Below are 18,872 nucleotides of genomic sequence, written 5' to 3' on the forward strand. Positions count from 1 at the left end.
GGAGCAATTTGGAGGAGGCCGCAGAAGCGGCCTCTTTTCAGACGGGGAACAACACGCGGATCAGTGAGACGCGGCGGCGACCGTATGCTGGCGATGGCGGGTGACGAAACCCAGCACCAGGCACATGACGAACACCACGGCATACAAACCGTTTGCGGTGTGCAGCGCTGCCAGCGGACCGCTGTGCGCCACAATCGGACCCGTGACCACGAAGGTCAGCATGGTGCCGATGGTGCCGCAGGTCAGGACAAAGTTAACCAGCTTCGGCGAGGCCACTTTAGTCTGCAGAGAGCCCAGGGTAATGAGTGAGGTATAAATGGCGCTGGAGAAAAAGCCGAGCGTCATAATGAACCACGGCATCTGCTCTGCGGTGCCGTTGATAAACAGGTACATCAGCACGGTTGCCGCACCCGCCAGGACGGTGAGGATCCGCTGCAGGTCGAAGTAGCGCAGGATAAAGCTGAACGCCCACATACCGAACATGTATGACATCCAGAAATCGCTCACCAGCTGTCCGGCATCGTTCAGGCTCATGCCCAGCCCTTTCGCATACTCCGGAACCCAGGAGATAAAGCCCAGCTGGCCGAGGATGTAGCACAGGGCGGCTACCGACAGGAACAGCACGCCGATCCCCCATTTCTCTTTCACCACCGGGTTGTCGTTCTGAACAGCTTTTTTGCCGAGTACCGGGAATTCACAGCCGAAGGTCAGCACAAAAATGGCCACGTAGACCAGGCCGATGCAGGCATACACCCAGTACCACTCGATGCTGCGCGCCAGCAGAACGGCGGCAACCATCGGGAAGATCATCCCCGCCATGCTGAAGAAGGAGTCGGTGAACAGCAGGCGTGCGCCGCGCTGACGGCCTTCATACATATGGGTAATGAGGAAGGTCCCGATCGACATGGTGATCCCGCTGACCAGTCCGAGCACGAACATGGCGGCGGAGAACAGGGCGATGCTGTGGCTGAGCATCAGTCCTGCGACGGCGGCGACCATCAGGACAAAGCCAAAACGCAGCTGTGTTTTCAGGGGAACGATCTCCATCAACCAGGCGTTGAGGAAAATAGAGATCAGGATCCCGGCATTAAGGAAGGTAAAGGTGTTACTCATACTGGAAACGGGCAGATTGAAATAGTCTGCGATATTCCCCATCACCATCCCGGTGACGATCACTAACGCACCGGTAAGGGCGTAGGAGAAGAAGCTGATCCATGTGAGCTTGATACGATTGCTGTTAGTCATGACTGGCCTGTGAATAGAAATGTAAAGCGCATTGACGGCGCTGCGAACGGGCAGATTTTAGTCGTGAATGTGATCTAATTAAATCTTTTGTGAGAAATTAAATATTAATTGCAGCAATGAGTGTGATTAATGTCGCATCGTAATTGCCTGCAACCATTGGCCCGATGGTTACATCTGTTTCAAATTCGTAAAATTAGGTAAATGGCTGGCCTATGCCCATACTGCTCTTTAGAATCAAGCCACTCGCTTTCTTTACTGCGCTTTGTTAAGGAATTCTCATGCTCAAATCAACCCTGGCGGCTGTCGCGGCTGTACTTGCCTTATCTGCTCTTTCTCCTGCTGCGCTGGCAGCCAAAGGAGACCCGCACGTTCTGCTGACCACCTCTGCTGGTAATATTGAGCTGGAACTGAATAGCCAGAAAGCTCCCGTTTCTGTGAAAAACTTCCTCGACTACGTTAACAGCGGTTTTTACAACAACACCACATTCCATCGCGTGATCCCGGGCTTTATGTTGCAGGGCGGTGGTTTCAATGAGCAGATGCAGCAGAAGCAGCCGAACCCGCCAATCAAAAACGAAGCGGATAACGGTCTGCGCAACACCCGTGGCACCATCTCCATGGCGCGCACTGCCGACAAGGACAGCGCGACCAGCCAGTTCTTCCTCAACGTGGCGGATAACGCCTTCCTCGACCACGGCCAGCGTGATTTTGGCTATGCGGTATTTGGTAAAGTTGTGAAAGGTATGGACGTGGCCGATAAAATCTCTCAGGTGCAGACCCATAACGTCGGCCCTTACCAGAATGTACCGACAAAACCGGTTGTTATCCTCTCCGCTAAAGTTCTGCCTTAATCGTTGATTGCGCGGGCATCTGTTGTCCGCGTTGCCTTTCCCTTCCTGCGAAACCGCAGTTTGCTGCTTATACTTGTGGCAACACGGGCCCATTCAGGGAGGTAACAGGTGAAAAAACTCACTGACAAGCAAAAATCCCGTCTCTGGGAACAGCAGCGAAACGCAAATTTTCAGGCCAGTCGACGTCTTGAAGGGGTCGACAGCCCGCTAGTCACACTCAGCGCAGCCGATGCGCAGGTGCGCCTTGAGGAACTCAGGAGGCACTATGAGCGATAAATTTGGCAATGGCCGCGATCCCTACCTCTATTCCGGGCTGAACGTGATGCGTAACCGGCTGGGCATTCGTCAGGCCGAGCGCCTGGCGCAGGCGGCATATGAATTAACCGCCCTGCGCGCCGCGACGTTAACCCTGGGGCCGCCCTCGCGCGGTTTGCCGCACCTGTGTGCCCTTCACCAGCATCTTTACCAGGATATTTTTGACTGGGCGGGTGATATCCGGGAGATCGATATTTATCAGGGTGATACCCGATTCTGCCACTTTGCCTATATCGAAAAAGAGGGCAATGCCCTGATGCAGGATCTGGAGGATGAGGGCTACCTCGTCGGGCTGGCGAAAGAGGCCTTTATTAACCGCCTCAGTCATTACTATTGCGAAATCAACGTCCTGCATCCGTTTCGCATTGGTAACGGCATTGTGCAGCGGATCTTCTTTGAACAGCTGGCGATCCATGCGGGCTACCAGCTCGACTGGCGCGATATCGATCCGGATGACTGGGCGCAGGCCAACCAGAGCGGGGCGATGGGGGATCTGAGCGCGCTCAATACAATCTTCAGCAAAGTGGTGAGCGAAGCACGGGAAACTGAGTAGAATAGGGCGGCCATTTTTTCGGGAGCCACCATGATTCTGCTGATTGATAACTATGATTCCTTCACCTGGAACCTATACCAGTATTTCTGTGAACTGGGTGCCGAGGTTATCGTCCGGCGTAATGACGCCCTGTCGCTGGCGGATATCGCGGCGCTCAACCCGCAAAAAATTGTGATCTCCCCCGGCCCCTGTACCCCGGACGAATCCGGCATCTCGCTGGCGGCTATCCGCCACTATGCCGGCACGCTGCCAATCCTGGGCGTATGCTTAGGCCATCAGGCTATCGCTCAGGCGTTTGGGGCGACGATCGTTCGTGCGGCCAGGGTGATGCACGGCAAAACCTCCCCGGTGACGCACACCGGTACAGGTGTATTCTGCGGCCTGAATAATCCCCTGACCGTGACCCGCTATCACTCGCTGGTGATTGACCCACCGACCTTGCCGGACTGCTTCGAGATTACCGCCTGGAGCGAGACCCAGGAGATTATGGGGATCCGTCACCGGGAATGGGATCTGGAAGGTGTGCAGTTCCACCCCGAGAGTATTCTCAGCGAGCAGGGCCATCAGCTGCTGGCTAATTTCCTCAATCGTTGATTTTTAGTTGCCATAAAGTGATTTTTTAAGCATATTTCGTGATTATATTTTCACTTCTGCTTCTTGCTTAAAAAAGGGTGGGGTTACATGGCAACTGAACAATCTGCAATTACGCGCGCGACATTCGATGAAGTTATTCTGCCAATTTATGCACCGGCTGAGTTTATCCCGGTAAAGGGAAAGGGCAGCAAGGTCTGGGATCAGCAGGGTAAAGAGTATGTTGATTTCGCGGGCGGCATTGCGGTGACGGCGTTAGGCCACTGTCACCCGGCGTTGGTTGAGGCGCTCAAAACCCAGGGCGAAACCCTGTGGCACACCAGTAACGTGTTCACCAATGAACCCGCACTGCGTCTGGGGCGTAAAATTATCGACGCCACCTTTGCCGAGCGCGTGCTGTTTATGAACTCCGGCACCGAAGCTAACGAAACGGCATTCAAGCTGGCGCGCTACTATGCGTCCACGCGCCATAGCCCGTACAAAAGTAAAATCATCGCTTTCCACAACGCCTTCCACGGCCGCTCGTTGTTTACCGTCTCCGTGGGCGGTCAGCCAAAATATTCCGATGGCTTTGGCCCTAAACCGGCAGATATTGTCCACGTCCCGTTTAACGATCTGCATGCGGTTAAAGCGGTGATGGACGATCACACCTGCGCGGTGGTGGTTGAACCGATTCAGGGCGAAGGCGGTGTGATGGCGGCGACCCCTGAATTCCTGCAGGGGCTGCGCGATTTGTGCGACCAGCACCAGGCGCTACTGGTCTTCGACGAAGTCCAGAGCGGGATGGGACGCACCGGTGACCTGTTTGCCTACATGCACTACGGTGTGACCCCGGACATCCTGACCAGCGCCAAAGCGCTCGGGGGTGGTTTCCCGGTGAGCGCGGTGCTCACCACCCAGGACATTGCCTCGGCATTCCACGTGGGCTCCCACGGTTCTACCTACGGCGGCAACCCGCTGGCCTGCGCGATTGCTGGCGCGGCGTTCGACATCATCAATACCCCGGCAGTGCTGAACGGCGTGAACCACAAGCGCGAGCAGTTTGTGCAGCATCTTCAGCAGATCGATGCGCAATACGATGTCTTTAGCGACATTCGCGGCATGGGGCTGTTGATTGGCGCCGAGTTGAAACCGCAATACAAAGGTCGGGCGCGCGATTTCCTCCACGCGGCGGCGAATGCCGGTGTGATGGTGCTTAATGCAGGACCGGACGTGATGCGCTTTGCGCCGTCGCTGGTGGTTGAGGAGCAGGACATCGACGAAGGGCTGACGCGCTTTGCCAACGCGGTGAAGAGCGTTGTTCAGGCGTAAGCCTGTGCAAAGCCGGTATTTAATACGGCGTGCGTTTCAGAAGTCGGGTTAACCAGATGCCGTGATGCGGGCGCTGCCGCCATGCCACTGACGAAATGGTGTGCATGGTGTTCAGATGCCCCAGCACGCGCTGGAGATGTTGTTCCAGCGTGCTCATCGGGCCGTACGTCAGGGTTTCGGGTGCTTCCAGGATATTCTCATCGCCGCTTTCACCGGCTGAATCATATTCCAGACGCTGCTGACAGCGCTGAAGGGCAATTTCACACGACTGCAGATAACGCTGGGCCAGGTCTGGCGTCAGCATCGTATGCTCGCGCGCCAGGGTGGTCATCGCGTTGATATGCTCGACGATGAACTGGCTGTGCGTGACCCACAGTTTCATATCCGCCAGATAAGCCGAGTTAAAGCCGGGCTCCTGCATCGCCTGATTCAGCGAGTTGAACAGGGCGTTGTGCGCCTGGTTAACCTTCATGCGCTGCCAGGCCAGCGGCGTCGGCTGCGGATCGTCACTGAGGATCAGCCGGATAGCCTCCTGATCCGCTTCCAGCGCATCGTGGGCGTTCTGACGCAATAGCCCGCTTTGCCACTGCGGCCACAGCCACACCATCCCGCCAAAGGCAATCAGGCAGCCAATCAGGGTATCGACCAGCCTGGCGAAAATATACTGATCGCCATTCAGGGTGAGCAGCTGCAGGGTATACACCGCCGTGACCGTGAAGCCCACCATCGCCCAGCCATAGTTCTTGCGAATAAACAGGTAACTCACCAGCGTAATCACCAACATCCCCGTCAGCGTAAAACCTTCCGCCACGTGGAAGTGCAGGGCGATACCCGCAATAATCAGCCCTGCCAGTGTGCCGCCCGCCCGATGGAGGATGCGTACCCGTGTGGCGCCATAGCCGTTCTGGGTTACGAACAGCACTGTCATCAGGATCCAGTAGGGTTTTGGCAGATGCAGGGCAACGCCCATCAGGCTGGCGATACTCAGCATCACGCTGATGCGTGCGGCGTTGCGCAGGGCGGCGGATTTCAGCGAAAGATAGCTTCTCAGGGCCGGGATCAGCGGCAGGCGTTTCTGCTTATCTGCCATCAGGTCGCGTGGATAGAGTGGGCGCTGGGTTCGCAGCACGCGGGCAATGCGGCTGAAGTGCCATGCACAGAACTGGCCTACCGGGTTATCCGGATGCTGACGGGCGATTTTCTCCAGCGCACCAAGCTGCTTATCCATGGTGAAACGGGTAGGGTAGCGGTGATACAAAATATCGTCCGCCAGCACGCGCAGTCGTGCGGCAACCGTCCGGGCATTCCAGCGCAGTACCGATTCCGCATGGCTGCGCTCGACCAGCTTTTGCACCTCGTGCGGGTGATGCAGACTGACGGAGATATGCTCCTGCAGATCGAGTCCCACCTGGAAGGTGCGCAGCAGGCGTTTATATTCATGATTTTTATTGGCTGCCAGCATGTGCAGCTGCTGATAGCACTGGCTAATCAGATCCACGACCTTCTGCTGGCGGGCCAGCAGGGGAGGTAACGATTTTTCGGGATCGGTGTGTTGCGTCAGCAGGGTATATTTTGCTTCGCAATAATCGGCAAGCTGTTGATAGAGCAAACTCAGCGATTCACGCAGCGGTTGTTCGCGCCACAACCAGAACCAGAACCAGTTAAACAGCCCGTACCACAGGGTGCCCAGGGCATAGATCAGAAGCGGCGCCCAGATCGGCATGTTCCCCGCCAGGCTCAGGGTAAAGATGGCGGCAATCAGCGAGGCGGGCAGCAGACGTGCGTGCAACGAGCTTAATTCCGCTGTTACGCCCAGGGTCATCGCCAGTACGGTCAGAATTAGCGGTAGCGGGATATCCTGCGCCAGTAACAGCTGTACGGCCAGGCTACAGCCAGCAAACAGCGACCCGCCGACAATCAGGCGCTTGAAAAAGCGTTTATGCGGGGTATCGAGACCGGCGATATTGCAGCAGGCCGGAACGAGCGAAAAGAGCAGACCTTGTTGCAGATAGCCCAGGATCAAACCCACAGCCACAGGGAGACATAGCACCAGGGTTTGCCGCAGTGCGTAGTTAACTTCCGGGTGATAGATGAGTCTGCGCCACATGGGTGAGAGAGACAAAAACGGCGTGCCACCTTGCGATGTCACGCCGTTTGCACGGAATTAACGCGTTCCGTAGACCACGATAGTTTTACCGTGGGCGGAGATCAGGTTTTGATCTTCCAGCATTTTCAGGATACGACCCACTGTCTCACGAGAACATCCGACGATCTGACCGATTTCCTGACGGGTGATTTTAATTTGCATTCCGTCCGGGTGGGTCATGGCATCGGGCTGTTTCGCCAGGTTCAGCAGGGTCTGAGCGATGCGGCCGGTAACGTCCAGGAAGGCGAGGTTACCCACTTTCTCCGACGTGACCTGCAGACGGCGAGCCATCTGCGAAGAGAGACGCATCAGGATATCCGGGTTAACCTGGATCAGCTGGCGGAACTTCTTATAGGAGATCTCTGCCACTTCACACGCGGTTTTTGCACGAACCCAGGCGCTACGCTCCTGACCTTCTTCAAACAAGCCCAGCTCGCCGATGAAATCTCCCTGATTCAGGTAAGAGAGGATCATCTCTTTGCCTTCTTCATCTTTGATCAGCACTGCTACTGAGCCTTTGACGATGTAGTACAACGTTTCCGCTTTTTCACCCTGGTGAATCAGCGTGCTCTTCGATGGGTACTTATGAATATGGCAATGAGACAAGAACCATTCGAGAGTCGGGTCTGTTTGCGGTTTGCCAAGCACCATGCGCTGTTATCCTCTGTTATAAGCTATCTCCAGAGCCAGGATGTGCACCTTTTACTCTGGGGTTGCAATCGAATTCTTCCCCGTACCTGGGAAACGGGCTGTCACAAAATTAGCAGCCTGTAATGTGTGATGTCCTCTGCATACATGTGTAACGTCAATGTATTACTGTAGCATCCCGACTGTTTTAGCATAGGTTTTGCTGCGTGTCTCCTGGTGTCTCGCTTCAGCTTGATGCAGGTCGCCTTCCGTTGCCAGAATTGTTACTGGCGCGTAATCTGTCATGAAAAATGCAAACCTGGAGTGAATAAAATGCAAGCGCGTGTTAAATGGGTTGAAGGGTTAACGTTCCTCGGCGAGTCAGCTTCCGGGCACCAGATTTTGATGGATGGCAACTCCGGTGACAAAGCGCCAAGTCCAATGGAAGTGGTGCTGATGGCTGCGGGGGGATGCAGTGCGATCGACGTGGTATCGATCCTGCAAAAAGGGCGCCACGATGTGACCGACTGCGAAGTGAAGCTAACGTCTGAACGTCGTGAAGAAGCGCCGCGTTTGTTCACCCATATCAATCTGCACTTCCTGGTAACCGGCAAAGAGCTCAAAGATGCGGCGGTGTCCCGTGCGGTCGACCTGTCGGCTGAGAAGTACTGCTCGGTGGCGCTGATGCTGGAAAAAGCAGTCAAGATTACGCACTCGTATGAAGTGATCGAGGCGTAGGGCTTACGTAAAAAGCCGGGCGGCGCGTTGTACCCGGCCTACGGGCCCGGAATACACCCTCAGGCCCGGTAAACATCGCGCCACCGGGCACGAAATCAGGCGATCTTCTTCCCTTCCATTAGCCGCTGAACCAGTGGCGTCATGATCAGCTCCATTGCCAGCACCATCTTCCCGCCCGGCACCACCAGTGTATTCATATGCGAGATAAACGAACCCTGCAGCATGGCCAGCAGCCAGGGGTAATCGATCTCCTCCAGATTGCGGAAATGAATCACCACAAAGCTCTCATCCAGCGAAGGAATAGCTTTGGCGGCAAACGGGTTGGAGGTATCCACCGTCGGCACGCGCTGGAAGTTAATGTGGGTGCGTGAAAACTGTGGGGTGAGGAAGTTGATGTAATCTTCCATGGAGCGCACCACTGAATCCATTACCGCTTCTCGCGAGTGTCCGCGCTCGCTGGTATCGCGCGTCAGCTTCTGGATCCACTCCAGGTTGACAATCGGCACGACGCCCACCAGCAGATCAACATGGCGCGCCACGTCGTGCTGCGGCGTGACGACCCCGCCGTGTAACCCCTCATAAAACAGTACGTCGGTGGGTTCCGGCAGCGGCTGCCACGGTGTGAAGGTGCCCGGTACCTGGTTCCACGGCACCGCTTCATCGTAGGTGTGCAGGTACTTGCGCGCATGGCCCGTACCGCTGCGCCCATACTCGGCAAAGGTTTGCTCCAGCAGGCCAAAGTCGTTGGCATCCGGGCCAAAGTAGCTGATGTGTTTGCCTAAATCACGGGCCTTGCGAATGGCCATGTCCATTTCAGGGCGGGTATAGCGGTGAAAGCTATCGCCTTCCACTTCCGCTGCCCGGAGATGAAGCTGGGAGAAGATCTTGCGAAAGGCGAGGCTGGTGGTAGTGGTACCCGCACCACTGGATCCTGTAACGGCAATAACCGGATGTCTGGCGGACATAGCAACTCCCTGAATGGAAAGAGGGGGCGATCAGTCGCGAAACTGACCGCGAGGCATAATATTCACCGTTTCGTGTAGTTCTGACCACACCAGCACGGCTTCACCGCTTTTAAGCTGCTGTTTAACATCGGCGACTTTCATCTCCAGCGAGCGTTCATGTTCACCATAATCGGTGCCTTCGCGTAATACAAAGCTTTCAATCAGGCTATCCAGCGTTTCGGGAGCCAGATCCTGCCACGGAATCATCATTTTATTCTCTCCAGAAAAGAGGTTAGCCAGTCAGGGATGCGCGTTTCCAGCCACATCTTCGGTCGACGCAACGTCCCGCCGATAAAGCCGACGTGGCCTCCGTGTTCCGTCAACTGATACTGCACGTTTGCGGGCAGATGCTCCGGTGCCGGAATGGAGTGATGATCCATAAAAGGGTCATCCTTCGCATGGATGATCAGCGTCGGTTTGGTTATCTGATTCAGCAGCGGCATGGCGCTACACTGACGATAATAGTCGATGGCGTCAGCAAAGCCGTGAATCTTAGACGTTATCATATCGTCGAATTCACGCAGGCGGCGCATACGCTTAAGTTGTTGCAGGCTGACCGGCAAGGTATCCGGATAGGCTTTCAGCTTACGCGCGGCGTTGGCCTTGAGTAAGTTCAGTAAATAGCGCTGATAAACCCGCGAAAAGCCCTTTTCCATATGATAGCTGCACTGCTCAAGCATAAACGGCGCGGAGACAATCACCGCCGCATCCAGCGGAGCATTATCGCTCTCTTTAGCCAGCAGGCAGGCGAGCATGTTGCCGCCCAGCGAATAGCCGACGGCGGCGGTTGGGACGCTGCCAAAGTTGTCTCTTAGCCAGTGTAAAAACCAGGTGCCGTCTTCCGTTTCGCCGGAGTGATAAATACGCTCGCGACGATTTGGCTCACCGCTGCAGCCGCGAAAATGCATTACCACGCCGAGCCAGCCGCGCGCTTTCGCCGCGTGGATCAGGCCGTGGGCATACGGGCTGTGCAGGCTACCTTCCAGACCGTGAAACACCACCAGGCGCGGCTTGTGTCTGGCCTGCTCGGGATCTTCGCTCCAGGCTAAATCCACGAAATCACCGTCCGGTAGCTCAAGGCGCTGCCAGTGCGGCGCAAATTGCAGTTTTCGGCGCAAAATCCGGGGCAGCATGGTTTGCAGGTGCGGGTTCGCGACGCCCCGCATTGGCACGAATGCTGCGCTCTCTTCGGTCGAGATATCGAAATCTGATGGAATAACTTGGGTCATAACGATGCGATATTGATTCTTGTCAGTCATTTACTATACCTGCCGAATTGTACCCTGTTTATAAAAACGAGGGGCGTTTACCTCAGATTTAGCCCTTTCTGCCACCTCAGACATTTTTTCGCGCGGCGTGAACTGATCTCGATCACAAATCTTTGCCTCGATTATTACTCTCAGGCTAACGATTACGCTTTACGCTTAATTGATGCCTTTCTCACCAGAGCGCACACTTTGCACAGCGTTAAGCAAATCAGAATGATGTGCTGAATCAGGAGGTTAATAATGTTATCTGGGCAAACACCCGCCCGGGTCTGGAACACGCGACGCACTGAAAAAGCGCGACGCCTGGATTCCGTCCCGGTGCAAGGCAAGGTTCTGCCAACCGACGATCTTGTCGCCATGCTGGAAAAACTGATTGCCCCGGGCGACAAAGTCGTTCTGGAAGGCAACAACCAAAAGCAGGCCGATTTTTTGTCCCGCACGCTTGCCGAAGTGAATCCGCAAATTGTGCACGACCTGCATATGATCATGCCAAGCGTCGGTCGCAGCGAACATCTCGACATCTTTGAAAAGGGCATCGCCCGCAAGCTCGACTTCTCTTTCTCCGGCACCCAAAGCCTGCGTATTTCACAGCTGCTGGAAGACGGTCAGCTCGAAATCGGCGCGATCCACACTTACATCGAGCTTTATTCCCGCCTGTATGTCGATCTCTCGCCGAACGTGGCGCTGATCGCCGGGTTTAAAGCCGATCGCAAAGGCAATCTTTACACCGGTGCGAGCACCGAAGACACCCCGGCGCTGGTTGAAGCCGCCGCGTTCCACGACGGTATCGTCATCGCGCAGGTGAACGAGCTGGTGGACGACGAATGTGATTTGCCGCGCGTGGATATTCCAGGGTCGTGGATTGATTACGTGGTGGTGGCTGACAAGCCGTTCTTCATCGAACCGCTCTTTACCCGCGACCCGCGTCTCATCAAACAAGAACACATCCTGATGGCGATGATGGCGATTAAAGGCATCTACGCAGAACATCAGGTGCAGTCCCTGAACCACGGGATTGGTTTTAATACCGCCGCTATTGAGCTGCTATTACCAACCTACGGCGAACAGCTTGGCCTGAAAGGCAAAATCTGTAAGCACTGGACCCTGAACCCGCATCCGACGCTGATCCCGGCGATTGAAAGCGGCTGGGTGGAGAGCGTGCACTGCTTCGGCGGCGAACTGGGGATGGAAGAGTACATCCGCGCCCGCCCGGACGTGTTCTTTACCGGTGCCGACGGCTCGATGCGTTCTAACCGCGCGTTCTGCCAGCTGGCAGGCCAGTACGCGGTCGATATGTTTATCGGCTCGACCTTACAGGTGGATGGCTACGCTAACTCGTCTACCGTGACACGCGGACGTCTGTCGGGCTTCGGCGGTGCGCCAAATATGGGCCACGATCCGCACGGTCGCCGACACGCTACGCCGGCATGGCTGAATATGATCACCGAACCTGACCCCATGCAGCGCGGTAAAAAGCTGGTGGTACAGATGGTGGAAACCTTCCAGGCGGGCGTTAAACCGACCTTCGTGGAAAAACTCGACGCCGTCGAGGTGGCGAAATCCTCCGGAATGCCGCTGGCACCGGTGATGATCTACGGGGATGACGTCACCCACGTGCTGACCGAAGAGGGGATTGCCTACCTCTATCGCGCGGAAAATCTTGAAGAGCGCCGCGCAATGGTCGCCGCAGTGGCCGGGATCACCGATATCGGCCTGGGCGTTGATGCCAAACGCGTCGCCGCGCTGCGCCAGAGCGGCAAAGTGGTGTACCCGGAAGACATGGGCATTCGTCGCACCGACGCCACCCGTTCTCTGCTGGCAGCGGGCAGCGTGTCTGACCTCGTTGAATGGTCAGGCGGTCTTTACAACCCACCTGCGAAATTCCGGAGCTGGTAATGAAACTTCTGCCCCAGATCCAGGTTGAAGGCGGTGCCGAATGGCTGGCGCGCGCCGCCACGCAGTGTCTGATTGACGAAGCACGATTAAGCCCGAAACCCGGTCTGGTGGACAGTCGGGGGAACGGTGCGCACCAGGATCTCTCCCTCGCGTTAATGGAGCGTTCCGCGCACAGCCTGACGCCGACGTTTCAGGCGCTGGCGCAACAAAGCTGGCAGCGTCCGGCGGACATTGCGCTCAGACAAACCATCGGGCGACTGGGCCGTGAAGGTGAGCAAAACATGATGGCGGCCACGCAGGGTGTGAACACCCATCGTGGCGCGATCTGGGCGCTCGGACTGCTGGTCAGCGCGGTAGCGATGCTCGGCGGGGATGCGAAACCGCAGACCATCGCCATGACGGCTGCAGAACTGGCAAAACTGCCGGATGATGCGGCGCCGAAAGTGTTCAGCAAAGGGCTTCGCGCCACGCACCGTTATCGCGTACCGGGTGCGCGTGAAGAAGCGCAGCAGGCGTTCCCGCATATTTTACAGCGGGGGCTGCCCCAGCTTCGTCTCAGCCGCCTGAACGGCAGCAGCGAAGCGCACGCAAGGCTTGATGCGCTGATGGCGATCATGACCTCGCTCACTGACACCTGCGTGCTGTCCCGCGCCGGAATGGAAGGGCTGGAGACCATGCAGGACGGGGCGCGAGCCGTGTTGAATGCGGGCGGAACCGCCGTGCCAGAAGGCCAGCGCGCCCTGGCTGTGCTCGATCGCCAGATGCTCACACTCAATGCCTCACCGGGTGGTGCCGCCGATCTGCTCGCCGCCACGCTGTTCCTCGACCGCGTCGAGACGCCTTATTCAAAGCATTAAGAGGATGTTATGGAAAAAATCACATTAACCGTGCCCGCCAGCCGCGCATTAAGCGGCAGGGCGCTGGCAGGGGTTGTCGGCTCCGGGGATATGGAGGTGCTATTCGCCGCCGACCCGAGCCAGACCTTAACCATCAATATCACCACCTCCGTCGACAACAGCCGCGGTCGCTGGGAAGCGCTGTTCAATCGTCTGCAAACCGTGAGCCGCCTGCCCGGCGGTGTGCTGACCATTCATGACTTTGGCGCAACGCCCGGCGTGGCGCGCATTCGAATCGAACAGGTCTTTGAAGAGGTGAGCCATGCGTGACGACAGCAGTTTTATCGAATTGAAAGCGCGCCAGCGTGCGCACGCACTGCTGGACGATGGCAGCTACCGTGAACTGCTGGATCCGTTTGAAGGGATCACCTCACCATGGCTCGGCGCACAGGGCATCGTGCCGCAGGCGGATGACGGCATGGTGGTCGCGAAAGGGACTATCAACGGTCAACCGGCTGTCATTGTCGCCATTGAAGGCGCGTTCCAGGGCGGCAGCATGGGCGAAGTGTCCGGGGCCAAAATGGCGGCGGCGCTGGAGCTGGCGGCAGAAGATAACCGCAACGGTATCCCAACGCAGGCGGTGCTGTGCCTCGAAACGGGCGGCGTACGCTTGCAGGAAGCCAATCTCGGGCTGGCGGCGATTGCTGACATACATGCCGCGATTGTCGATTTACGACGCTACACCCCGGTGGTCGGGATAGTGGCCGGTACCGTCGGCTGCTTTGGCGGGATGTCTATCGCCGCGGCGCTGTGCAGCTACCTGATTGTCACCCGCGAGGCGCGCCTCGGTCTGAACGGCCCGCAGGTTATCGAGCAGGAAGCCGGAATCGAAGAGTACGACTCCCGCGACCGTCCGTTTATCTGGAGCATGACCGGTGGCGAAATCCGCTATCAAAGTGGTCTGGTGGATGCGCTGGTGGGCGACGGTGTGAACGCGGTGAAACAGGCGATGAACGACGCCATTGCCAAAGGCGTTCCGGCACACCATCGCACCGATAACTATGACGATTATCTGTATCGTCTGAGCCACTTCGACACCCGCAAACAGGCGGATACCGAACAGATCCATGCCCTTTTTGCCCGGGAGGTGAAATGATGACTCACTCAATCAGTCGCGGCGAATTATGGCTGCAAACTCTCGCCCCGAATGCCCAGCGCCTGCCAGGCCTATGCCCGTCCGTGCAGGCGGCAGACGGGGAACTCAACGGTGAGACCGTGCGTTTTGTCGCCGTGGTCCCGGATGCAAACAACCATTTCCCGCGCGCTGCCCAGGGCGAAGTCGGTCTGCTGGAAGGCTGGACGCTGGCCAAAGTGGTGAGTGAAACCATCGCTGCTGATGCCGATAAAGCCGTGAAGCGCCCGATTGTGGCGGTGATTGACGTGCCAAGCCAGGCGTATGGCCGTCGCGAAGAGGCGTTCGGTATTCACCAGGCGCTGGCCGGTGCGGCTGCGGCGTATGCCAATGCGCGTCTGGCCGGTCATCCGGTGATTGGCCTGATTGTTGGCAAAGCGATGTCCGGCGCATTTTTGGCGCACGGCTACCAGGCGAACCGTCTGATTGCCTTTAACGATAAGGGCGTGCTGATTCATGCGATGGGCAAAGAGTCCGCCGCGCGTATCACCCTGCGTACCGTCGAGGCGCTGGAAAAACTGGCGGCCACTATTCCGCCAATGGCGTACGACATCAGCAACTACGCCACCCTCGGACTGCTCGCCGATCTGCTGGATATCAGCAACCCGGACGCCCCTTCCGACACCGATCTGGCGCAGGTGAAAACCACTCTGCAACAGGCCGTCCACGACGCACGTCAGGACACGACGTTGAAAAATCGTTTGGGTGCTGACAACCGCCGCAGCTCTGCTCTGGTACGCGAACGTATGCGAGCAAGCTGGTAAGTAAAAAAAAGACCTGCCAGATGTCTGGCTCCCGTGGGCGCACCCGCTGCGCCTGCGTGGGAGCCTGCATCCTGAAAAATAATAATCATCGCGTCAGTGCTTATTTTTTTACTCATTACAGGTGATCTATGACTTACGTAATTGTTCATGCTCTTGCACCGATTTTCATCATCATGCTGCTGGGATTCTGGGCCGGCAAGGCCAGGATGGTGGATAATAAAAATGTTTCCCTGCTCAATATTTTTGTGATGGATTTTGCGCTACCCGCCGCGCTGTTTAGCGCAACGGTACAAACGCCGTGGAGCGGTATCCTCGCTCAGTCGCCGCTGATTCTGGTGCTAACGCTGGCGATGTGGATCACCTACGCGGCGATCTATTTCCTTGCTACCAACGTCTTTAAAAAATCACCGCAGGATGCAGCTGTGCTGACCCTGACCGTGGCGCTGCCCAACTATGCGGCGCTCGGACTGCCGATTCTCGGTAGCGTGCTGGGAGAAGGCTCTGCCACGTCGCTCTCCGTGGCGGTCTCCATCGCCTGCGGTTCCGTGCTGATGACCCCGTTCTGCCTGCTGATTCTGGAACGTGAAAAAGCACGCGCCGAAGGGAATAGCAGTGGTTCGACGCTGGCGATGCTGCCGGTGCTGATGTGGCGCTCTATTAAGAAACCGATCGTGATGGGCCCACTGCTGGGTGTGATTCTCTCGGCTATCGGCATCAAAATGCCGGAACTGGTGCTGGCAGCAATCAAGCCGCTGGGCCTCGCCGCAACCGCTGCGGCGCTGTTCCTGACCGGGGTGATCCTCTCTGCGCGTAAGCTGCAAATCAACACTATGGTCATCACCTCAACGATTGCCAAGCTTCTGATTCAACCTGCCATTGCCTGGGGTCTGGTACTCGTGTTCGGCCTGCACGGTTCTGTGGCTATCACCGCAATCCTGATGATTGCCCTCTCCGCTGGTTTCTTCGGCGTGGTGTTCGGCAACCGTTTCGGCGTGCAGTCACCTGATGCAGAAGCGGTGCTGCTGTTGAGCTCGGTCCTGTGTATCCTGTCGCTGCCGCTGTTTATCTCGCTGACTTCAGGAATGTAATCATGACCACAACATTACGCCCGCACGATCTTATCTGGCTTACCGCGCGCGACGCGCTTGAAGATGTCACCGAATCCTGGGTGGACGGCGTGTGGCATACCGGGTTGCCTGTGGTGGTGCGGCGTGATGTTGATGAAAACGGGCGGATCCCCGTCGGTGTGCGGGGTCTGAAACGCGACCAGCGCGCCGCCGGATGGGTGAAGCCCGCATGTGTGACGCGCGTGGTATTGCCAGAAGATCTTGTCTCTTTAACCGATCTGCTGCGCTCGCCGTTTATTACTCAGCCTCCGGTACAGGTCGCGTTTCAGCTCGCTCAGCAGCCTTGGCCGTGGACATGGGGTGTAACCGGCAGTACCGGTTATGCGCTGGCAACAGGCGTGCCGGTGATTCATGCCGACAGCGATCTCGATCTGCTGATCCGCGCGCCACTGCGGGTACCGGCGGCAGAACTGGAACGCTGGGCGAAACAACTTCGCAATGCGCTGTGCCGCGTGGACACGCAGGTAGAAACGCCAGCAGGCGGTTTTGCCCTGAACGAGTGGCTGCGCGACGGTAAAGCGTTGCTGAAAACGCACACGGGGCCGCGCCTGGTGGCCGACCCGTGGAACCGGGAGGCGTGATGAAAATACTGTTTACTTTTCCGGGGCAGGGGGCGCAGCGTGCGGGCATGCTGCAGAACCTTCCGGGAACGGAACGGGCGGTTGCCCGGGAGGTTTTGGGCGCAGAAGCCGATTTACTCGATGCTGCTGACGCTCTGCAACACACCCGCGCGGTGCAGCTCTCGCTGCTGATTGCAGGCGTTTCCTGGGCGCGTGAACTGGAACGACGCGGCGTAGCACCGGATATCGTCAGTGGCCTGTCGATTGGCGCGTATCCCGCTGCGGTGATCGCTGGTGCGCTGGAATTTACGGATGCATTAAGGCTGGTGGCACTGCGTGGTGATTTGATGGAGCAGGCGTATCCACACGGCTATGGTCTGACGGCGATTATGGGGCTGACGATGGCGCAGGTTGAGAGTCTGATTGCGGGAACGGGCACCTATATCGCTAACCTGAATGCCGAAACGCAGATTGTGATTGCGGGCTCCGACGAGGCGATGGCGAGCGTTGCAACGCGCGCGCTGGAGAAGGGCGCGAATAAAGCCCAGCGGCTGGCGGTGAGCGTGCCATCGCATTGTGAACTCCTCGCGGAACCGGCGCAGAAACTGGTGCAGGCGTTCAGCGAAGTGACGCTTTCTCGCCCACGCTGTGCATACCTCAGCGGCAGTACCGGGCGCGTATTGTGGCAGCCGGAAAAGATCGCGGATGATTTAGCCATGAACATGGCACGCACGGTGCGCTGGCAGGAGGCGGTGATTTCCGCCAACGAGCGTGAAGCGCGGCTGGCAATCGAGATGCCGCCCGGCGGTGTGCTGACGTGTCTGACACGAAAGGCTACGTGGGACGGTGAAACGATTTCGCTCGAGCGCAGCGGCGTTGACGTGGCGGTACATCTGGCGACGCGTCTCAGAGCGTAGCGTTTTGCTCCAGGCTGCGGGCATACATTCGGCCCTCTGCGGCTAACGCACGCAGGCTTGGGTCCTGCTCGCGGTTGCGGGCAAAGACAATCGCGATCAGCTGCTGCATCTGGTAAGGCTGTGCCAGTTTCAGCAGTTGCACGGAATTCTCGTACACTTTCTTCATCCTGCCCGGCATTAGCGTAAAGCCAACGCCCGCCTGCACCAGGCTTAACATCGAGAAGATATCATTCACGCGGGTGACGATTTCCGGCTCAAAACCGGCGATCTGGAACGCGTCCTGAAAACCGGCGTAGGTCGCAAAGCCTTCCGCCAGCGAGACGAATTTCTGATCTTTGTAATCGCGCAGATCCGCCAGCCCGCTGCCGTTGAGTCTGGCGGAGGCGGGTGCAGCGAGAAAAATATCGTCGTGGAACAGGGGCAGCACTTCGAGGGTGTTGCGGTCGATATCGCTTTCGGAGATGGAGATCAGGATCGCGTCCAGCGAGCCTTCGTCAAGCAGATGGAGCAGGGTGTCGTTCGAGCCCATCGTCAGATCCATTTCCAGATCCGGACGGCGCAGTTTCATCCCCATAATCAGACGCGGCACGGTTTCCATCGTCAGAGAATAAAGCGTGCCGACGCGCAGGCGTCCCTGACCAATCCCGGCGATTTTGCGCGACTCTTCCAGCCCGCGCGCCATCACCTGCATCACTTCCTGACAATACTCCAGCAGCGTCCAGGCAGAGGGCAGGGCAATCAGATTGCGTCCCTTATGGGTGAACAGCGGACAGCGAACATTCTCTTCCAGGGTGTGCAAGGCGCGGTGCACGCTTACACCGCTCAGGCCGAGCGTCTCGGCGGTGCGGGCGATATTGCCCTTTTCCATGAAGGTCATGAAAATACTCAGTTTGCGAAACGTGATATCGCTCGTGATGTCGATAGTCATAAC

At 57.3% G+C, this 18,872-nt stretch carries 21 protein-coding genes; 14 read left to right on the forward strand and 7 right to left on the reverse strand.

Going from position 1 to position 18,872, the window contains the following annotated elements:
- Window positions 1-60: 60 nt before the first annotated feature.
- Window positions 61-1,245, reverse strand: a complete 1,185-nt coding sequence (gene tsgA, locus ACRDD5_RS21600; RefSeq protein ID WP_271282554.1) for an MFS transporter TsgA — start codon at window positions 1,243-1,245, stop codon at window positions 61-63.
- A 278-nt stretch (window positions 1,246-1,523) separates the two neighbouring features.
- On the opposite strand from tsgA, the gene ppiA reads away from it, so the two are divergent.
- From ppiA to argD, 5 genes are all read left to right on the forward strand, one after another.
- A complete protein-coding gene (ppiA, locus tag ACRDD5_RS21605) occupies window positions 1,524-2,096 on the forward strand; it encodes a peptidylprolyl isomerase A (RefSeq protein ID WP_271282553.1) in 573 nt (190 codons plus the stop codon).
- 108 nt (window positions 2,097-2,204) lie between these two features.
- A complete protein-coding gene (locus ACRDD5_RS21610) occupies window positions 2,205-2,372 on the forward strand; it encodes a YhfG family protein (RefSeq protein ID WP_271282552.1) in 168 nt (55 codons plus the stop codon).
- A complete protein-coding gene (locus ACRDD5_RS21615; RefSeq protein ID WP_438677949.1) occupies window positions 2,362-2,964 on the forward strand; it encodes a putative adenosine monophosphate-protein transferase Fic in 603 nt (200 codons plus the stop codon). The genes ACRDD5_RS21610 and ACRDD5_RS21615 overlap by 11 nt, the downstream gene beginning before the upstream one ends.
- 30 nt (window positions 2,965-2,994) lie before the next feature.
- A complete protein-coding gene (pabA, locus tag ACRDD5_RS21620) occupies window positions 2,995-3,558 on the forward strand; it encodes an aminodeoxychorismate synthase component 2 (protein ID WP_271282550.1) in 564 nt (187 codons plus the stop codon).
- An 87-nt stretch (window positions 3,559-3,645) separates the two neighbouring features.
- The gene (gene argD / locus ACRDD5_RS21625) at window positions 3,646-4,866 is read left to right on the forward strand and encodes a bifunctional acetylornithine/succinyldiaminopimelate transaminase (RefSeq protein WP_438677950.1); all 1,221 of its coding nucleotides are present in this window, start codon (window positions 3,646-3,648) and stop codon (window positions 4,864-4,866) included.
- Between the two features lie 19 nt (window positions 4,867-4,885).
- Here argD and ACRDD5_RS21630 read toward each other — a convergent pair whose 3' ends face one another.
- Both ACRDD5_RS21630 and crp read right to left on the reverse strand, forming a co-directional pair.
- Complete coding sequence (locus ACRDD5_RS21630; RefSeq protein ID WP_438677963.1) at window positions 4,886-6,973, reverse strand: YccS/YhfK family putative transporter; 2,088 nt, start codon at window positions 6,971-6,973, stop codon at window positions 4,886-4,888.
- Window positions 6,974-7,030: 57 nt separating this feature from the next.
- Window positions 7,031-7,663, reverse strand: a complete 633-nt coding sequence (gene crp, locus ACRDD5_RS21635; protein WP_000242758.1) for a cAMP-activated global transcriptional regulator CRP — start codon at window positions 7,661-7,663, stop codon at window positions 7,031-7,033.
- 309 nt (window positions 7,664-7,972) lie between these two features.
- Between crp and ACRDD5_RS21640 the strand changes: the two genes are divergently transcribed.
- Window positions 7,973-8,377 carry an OsmC family protein gene (locus ACRDD5_RS21640; protein ID WP_271266524.1) on the forward strand — a complete coding sequence of 135 codons (405 nt, stop codon included), beginning with the start codon at window positions 7,973-7,975 and terminating at the stop codon, window positions 8,375-8,377.
- A gap of 95 nt (window positions 8,378-8,472) precedes the next feature.
- On the opposite strand, the gene ACRDD5_RS21645 is transcribed toward ACRDD5_RS21640, so the two are convergent.
- Genes ACRDD5_RS21645 through ACRDD5_RS21655 form a run of 3 tightly spaced genes read right to left on the reverse strand, consistent with a single transcriptional unit; the run spans window position 8,473 to window position 10,610 of the window.
- Window positions 8,473-9,342, reverse strand: a complete 870-nt coding sequence (locus tag ACRDD5_RS21645; RefSeq protein WP_271282548.1) for a phosphoribulokinase — start codon at window positions 9,340-9,342, stop codon at window positions 8,473-8,475.
- A 30-nt stretch (window positions 9,343-9,372) separates the two neighbouring features.
- Entirely contained in the window at window positions 9,373-9,591 is a 219-nt protein-coding gene (locus ACRDD5_RS21650) for a YheU family protein (RefSeq protein WP_271282547.1), read from the reverse strand.
- Window positions 9,588-10,610 carry a hydrolase gene (locus ACRDD5_RS21655; RefSeq protein ID WP_271282684.1) on the reverse strand — a complete coding sequence of 341 codons (1,023 nt, stop codon included), beginning with the start codon at window positions 10,608-10,610 and terminating at the stop codon, window positions 9,588-9,590. Before ACRDD5_RS21655 ends, ACRDD5_RS21650 begins: the two co-directional genes overlap by 4 nt.
- 279 nt (window positions 10,611-10,889) lie before the next feature.
- On the opposite strand from ACRDD5_RS21655, the gene mdcA reads away from it, so the two are divergent.
- The 8 genes from mdcA (at window position 10,890) to mdcH (ending at window position 17,941) form a co-directional block, all read left to right on the forward strand.
- Complete coding sequence (gene mdcA / locus ACRDD5_RS21660) at window positions 10,890-12,545, forward strand: malonate decarboxylase subunit alpha (RefSeq protein WP_438677951.1); 1,656 nt, start codon at window positions 10,890-10,892, stop codon at window positions 12,543-12,545.
- Complete coding sequence (locus ACRDD5_RS21665; protein ID WP_438677952.1) at window positions 12,545-13,402, forward strand: triphosphoribosyl-dephospho-CoA synthase; 858 nt, start codon at window positions 12,545-12,547, stop codon at window positions 13,400-13,402. The genes mdcA and ACRDD5_RS21665 overlap by 1 nt, the downstream gene beginning before the upstream one ends.
- 9 nt (window positions 13,403-13,411) lie before the next feature.
- Entirely contained in the window at window positions 13,412-13,711 is a 300-nt protein-coding gene (mdcC, locus tag ACRDD5_RS21670) for a malonate decarboxylase acyl carrier protein (RefSeq protein ID WP_438677953.1), read from the forward strand.
- Window positions 13,704-14,537: a biotin-independent malonate decarboxylase subunit beta gene (locus ACRDD5_RS21675; protein ID WP_438677954.1), complete on the forward strand. Its 834-nt coding sequence runs from the start codon at window positions 13,704-13,706 to the stop codon at window positions 14,535-14,537. The genes mdcC and ACRDD5_RS21675 overlap by 8 nt, the downstream gene beginning before the upstream one ends.
- Window positions 14,537-15,337 (forward strand): biotin-independent malonate decarboxylase subunit gamma, encoded by an 801-nt coding sequence (gene mdcE, locus ACRDD5_RS21680; RefSeq protein WP_438677964.1) that lies wholly within the window; start codon window positions 14,537-14,539, stop codon window positions 15,335-15,337. Before ACRDD5_RS21675 ends, mdcE begins: the two co-directional genes overlap by 1 nt.
- Window positions 15,338-15,465: 128 nt before the next feature.
- Complete coding sequence (locus ACRDD5_RS21685) at window positions 15,466-16,425, forward strand: AEC family transporter (protein ID WP_438677955.1); 960 nt, start codon at window positions 15,466-15,468, stop codon at window positions 16,423-16,425.
- 2 nt (window positions 16,426-16,427) lie between these two features.
- Complete coding sequence (locus ACRDD5_RS21690) at window positions 16,428-17,045, forward strand: malonate decarboxylase holo-ACP synthase (protein WP_438677956.1); 618 nt, start codon at window positions 16,428-16,430, stop codon at window positions 17,043-17,045.
- The gene (gene mdcH / locus ACRDD5_RS21695) at window positions 17,045-17,941 is read left to right on the forward strand and encodes a malonate decarboxylase subunit epsilon (RefSeq protein WP_438677957.1); all 897 of its coding nucleotides are present in this window, start codon (window positions 17,045-17,047) and stop codon (window positions 17,939-17,941) included. Before ACRDD5_RS21690 ends, mdcH begins: the two co-directional genes overlap by 1 nt.
- Here mdcH and ACRDD5_RS21700 read toward each other — a convergent pair.
- Complete coding sequence (locus ACRDD5_RS21700) at window positions 17,931-18,869, reverse strand: LysR family transcriptional regulator (protein WP_438677958.1); 939 nt, start codon at window positions 18,867-18,869, stop codon at window positions 17,931-17,933. The two genes, mdcH and ACRDD5_RS21700, sit on opposite strands and share 11 nt — an antisense overlap.
- Window positions 18,870-18,872 lie beyond the last annotated feature (3 nt).

It is taken from the genome of Silvania sp., assembly GCF_051656365.1.
GTDB lineage: Bacteria > Pseudomonadota > Gammaproteobacteria > Enterobacterales > Enterobacteriaceae > Enterobacter > Enterobacter hatchlandensis.

Coding starts and splice junctions, on each gene's coding strand:
- tsgA (WP_271282554.1), bottom strand. CDS start 1,245: ATGACTAACAGCAATCGTATCAAGCTCACATGGATCAGCTTCTTCTCC.
- ppiA (WP_271282553.1), top strand. CDS start 1,524: ATGCTCAAATCAACCCTGGCGGCTGTCGCGGCTGTACTTGCCTTATCT.
- ACRDD5_RS21615 (WP_438677949.1), top strand. CDS start 2,362: ATGAGCGATAAATTTGGCAATGGCCGCGATCCCTACCTCTATTCCGGG.
- pabA (WP_271282550.1), top strand. CDS start 2,995: ATGATTCTGCTGATTGATAACTATGATTCCTTCACCTGGAACCTATAC.
- argD (WP_438677950.1), top strand. CDS start 3,646: ATGGCAACTGAACAATCTGCAATTACGCGCGCGACATTCGATGAAGTT.
- ACRDD5_RS21630 (WP_438677963.1), bottom strand. CDS start 6,973: ATGTGGCGCAGACTCATCTATCACCCGGAAGTTAACTACGCACTGCGG.
- crp (WP_000242758.1), bottom strand. CDS start 7,663: ATGGTGCTTGGCAAACCGCAAACAGACCCGACTCTCGAATGGTTCTTG.
- ACRDD5_RS21640 (WP_271266524.1), top strand. CDS start 7,973: ATGCAAGCGCGTGTTAAATGGGTTGAAGGGTTAACGTTCCTCGGCGAG.
- ACRDD5_RS21645 (WP_271282548.1), bottom strand. CDS start 9,342: ATGTCCGCCAGACATCCGGTTATTGCCGTTACAGGATCCAGTGGTGCG.
- ACRDD5_RS21650 (WP_271282547.1), bottom strand. CDS start 9,591: ATGATGATTCCGTGGCAGGATCTGGCTCCCGAAACGCTGGATAGCCTG.
- ACRDD5_RS21655 (WP_271282684.1), bottom strand. CDS start 10,610: ATGACCCAAGTTATTCCATCAGATTTCGATATCTCGACCGAAGAGAGC.
- mdcA (WP_438677951.1), top strand. CDS start 10,890: ATGTTATCTGGGCAAACACCCGCCCGGGTCTGGAACACGCGACGCACT.
- ACRDD5_RS21665 (WP_438677952.1), top strand. CDS start 12,545: ATGAAACTTCTGCCCCAGATCCAGGTTGAAGGCGGTGCCGAATGGCTG.
- mdcC (WP_438677953.1), top strand. CDS start 13,412: ATGGAAAAAATCACATTAACCGTGCCCGCCAGCCGCGCATTAAGCGGC.
- ACRDD5_RS21675 (WP_438677954.1), top strand. CDS start 13,704: ATGCGTGACGACAGCAGTTTTATCGAATTGAAAGCGCGCCAGCGTGCG.
- mdcE (WP_438677964.1), top strand. CDS start 14,537: ATGACTCACTCAATCAGTCGCGGCGAATTATGGCTGCAAACTCTCGCC.
- ACRDD5_RS21685 (WP_438677955.1), top strand. CDS start 15,466: ATGACTTACGTAATTGTTCATGCTCTTGCACCGATTTTCATCATCATG.
- ACRDD5_RS21690 (WP_438677956.1), top strand. CDS start 16,428: ATGACCACAACATTACGCCCGCACGATCTTATCTGGCTTACCGCGCGC.
- mdcH (WP_438677957.1), top strand. CDS start 17,045: ATGAAAATACTGTTTACTTTTCCGGGGCAGGGGGCGCAGCGTGCGGGC.
- ACRDD5_RS21700 (WP_438677958.1), bottom strand. CDS start 18,869: ATGACTATCGACATCACGAGCGATATCACGTTTCGCAAACTGAGTATT.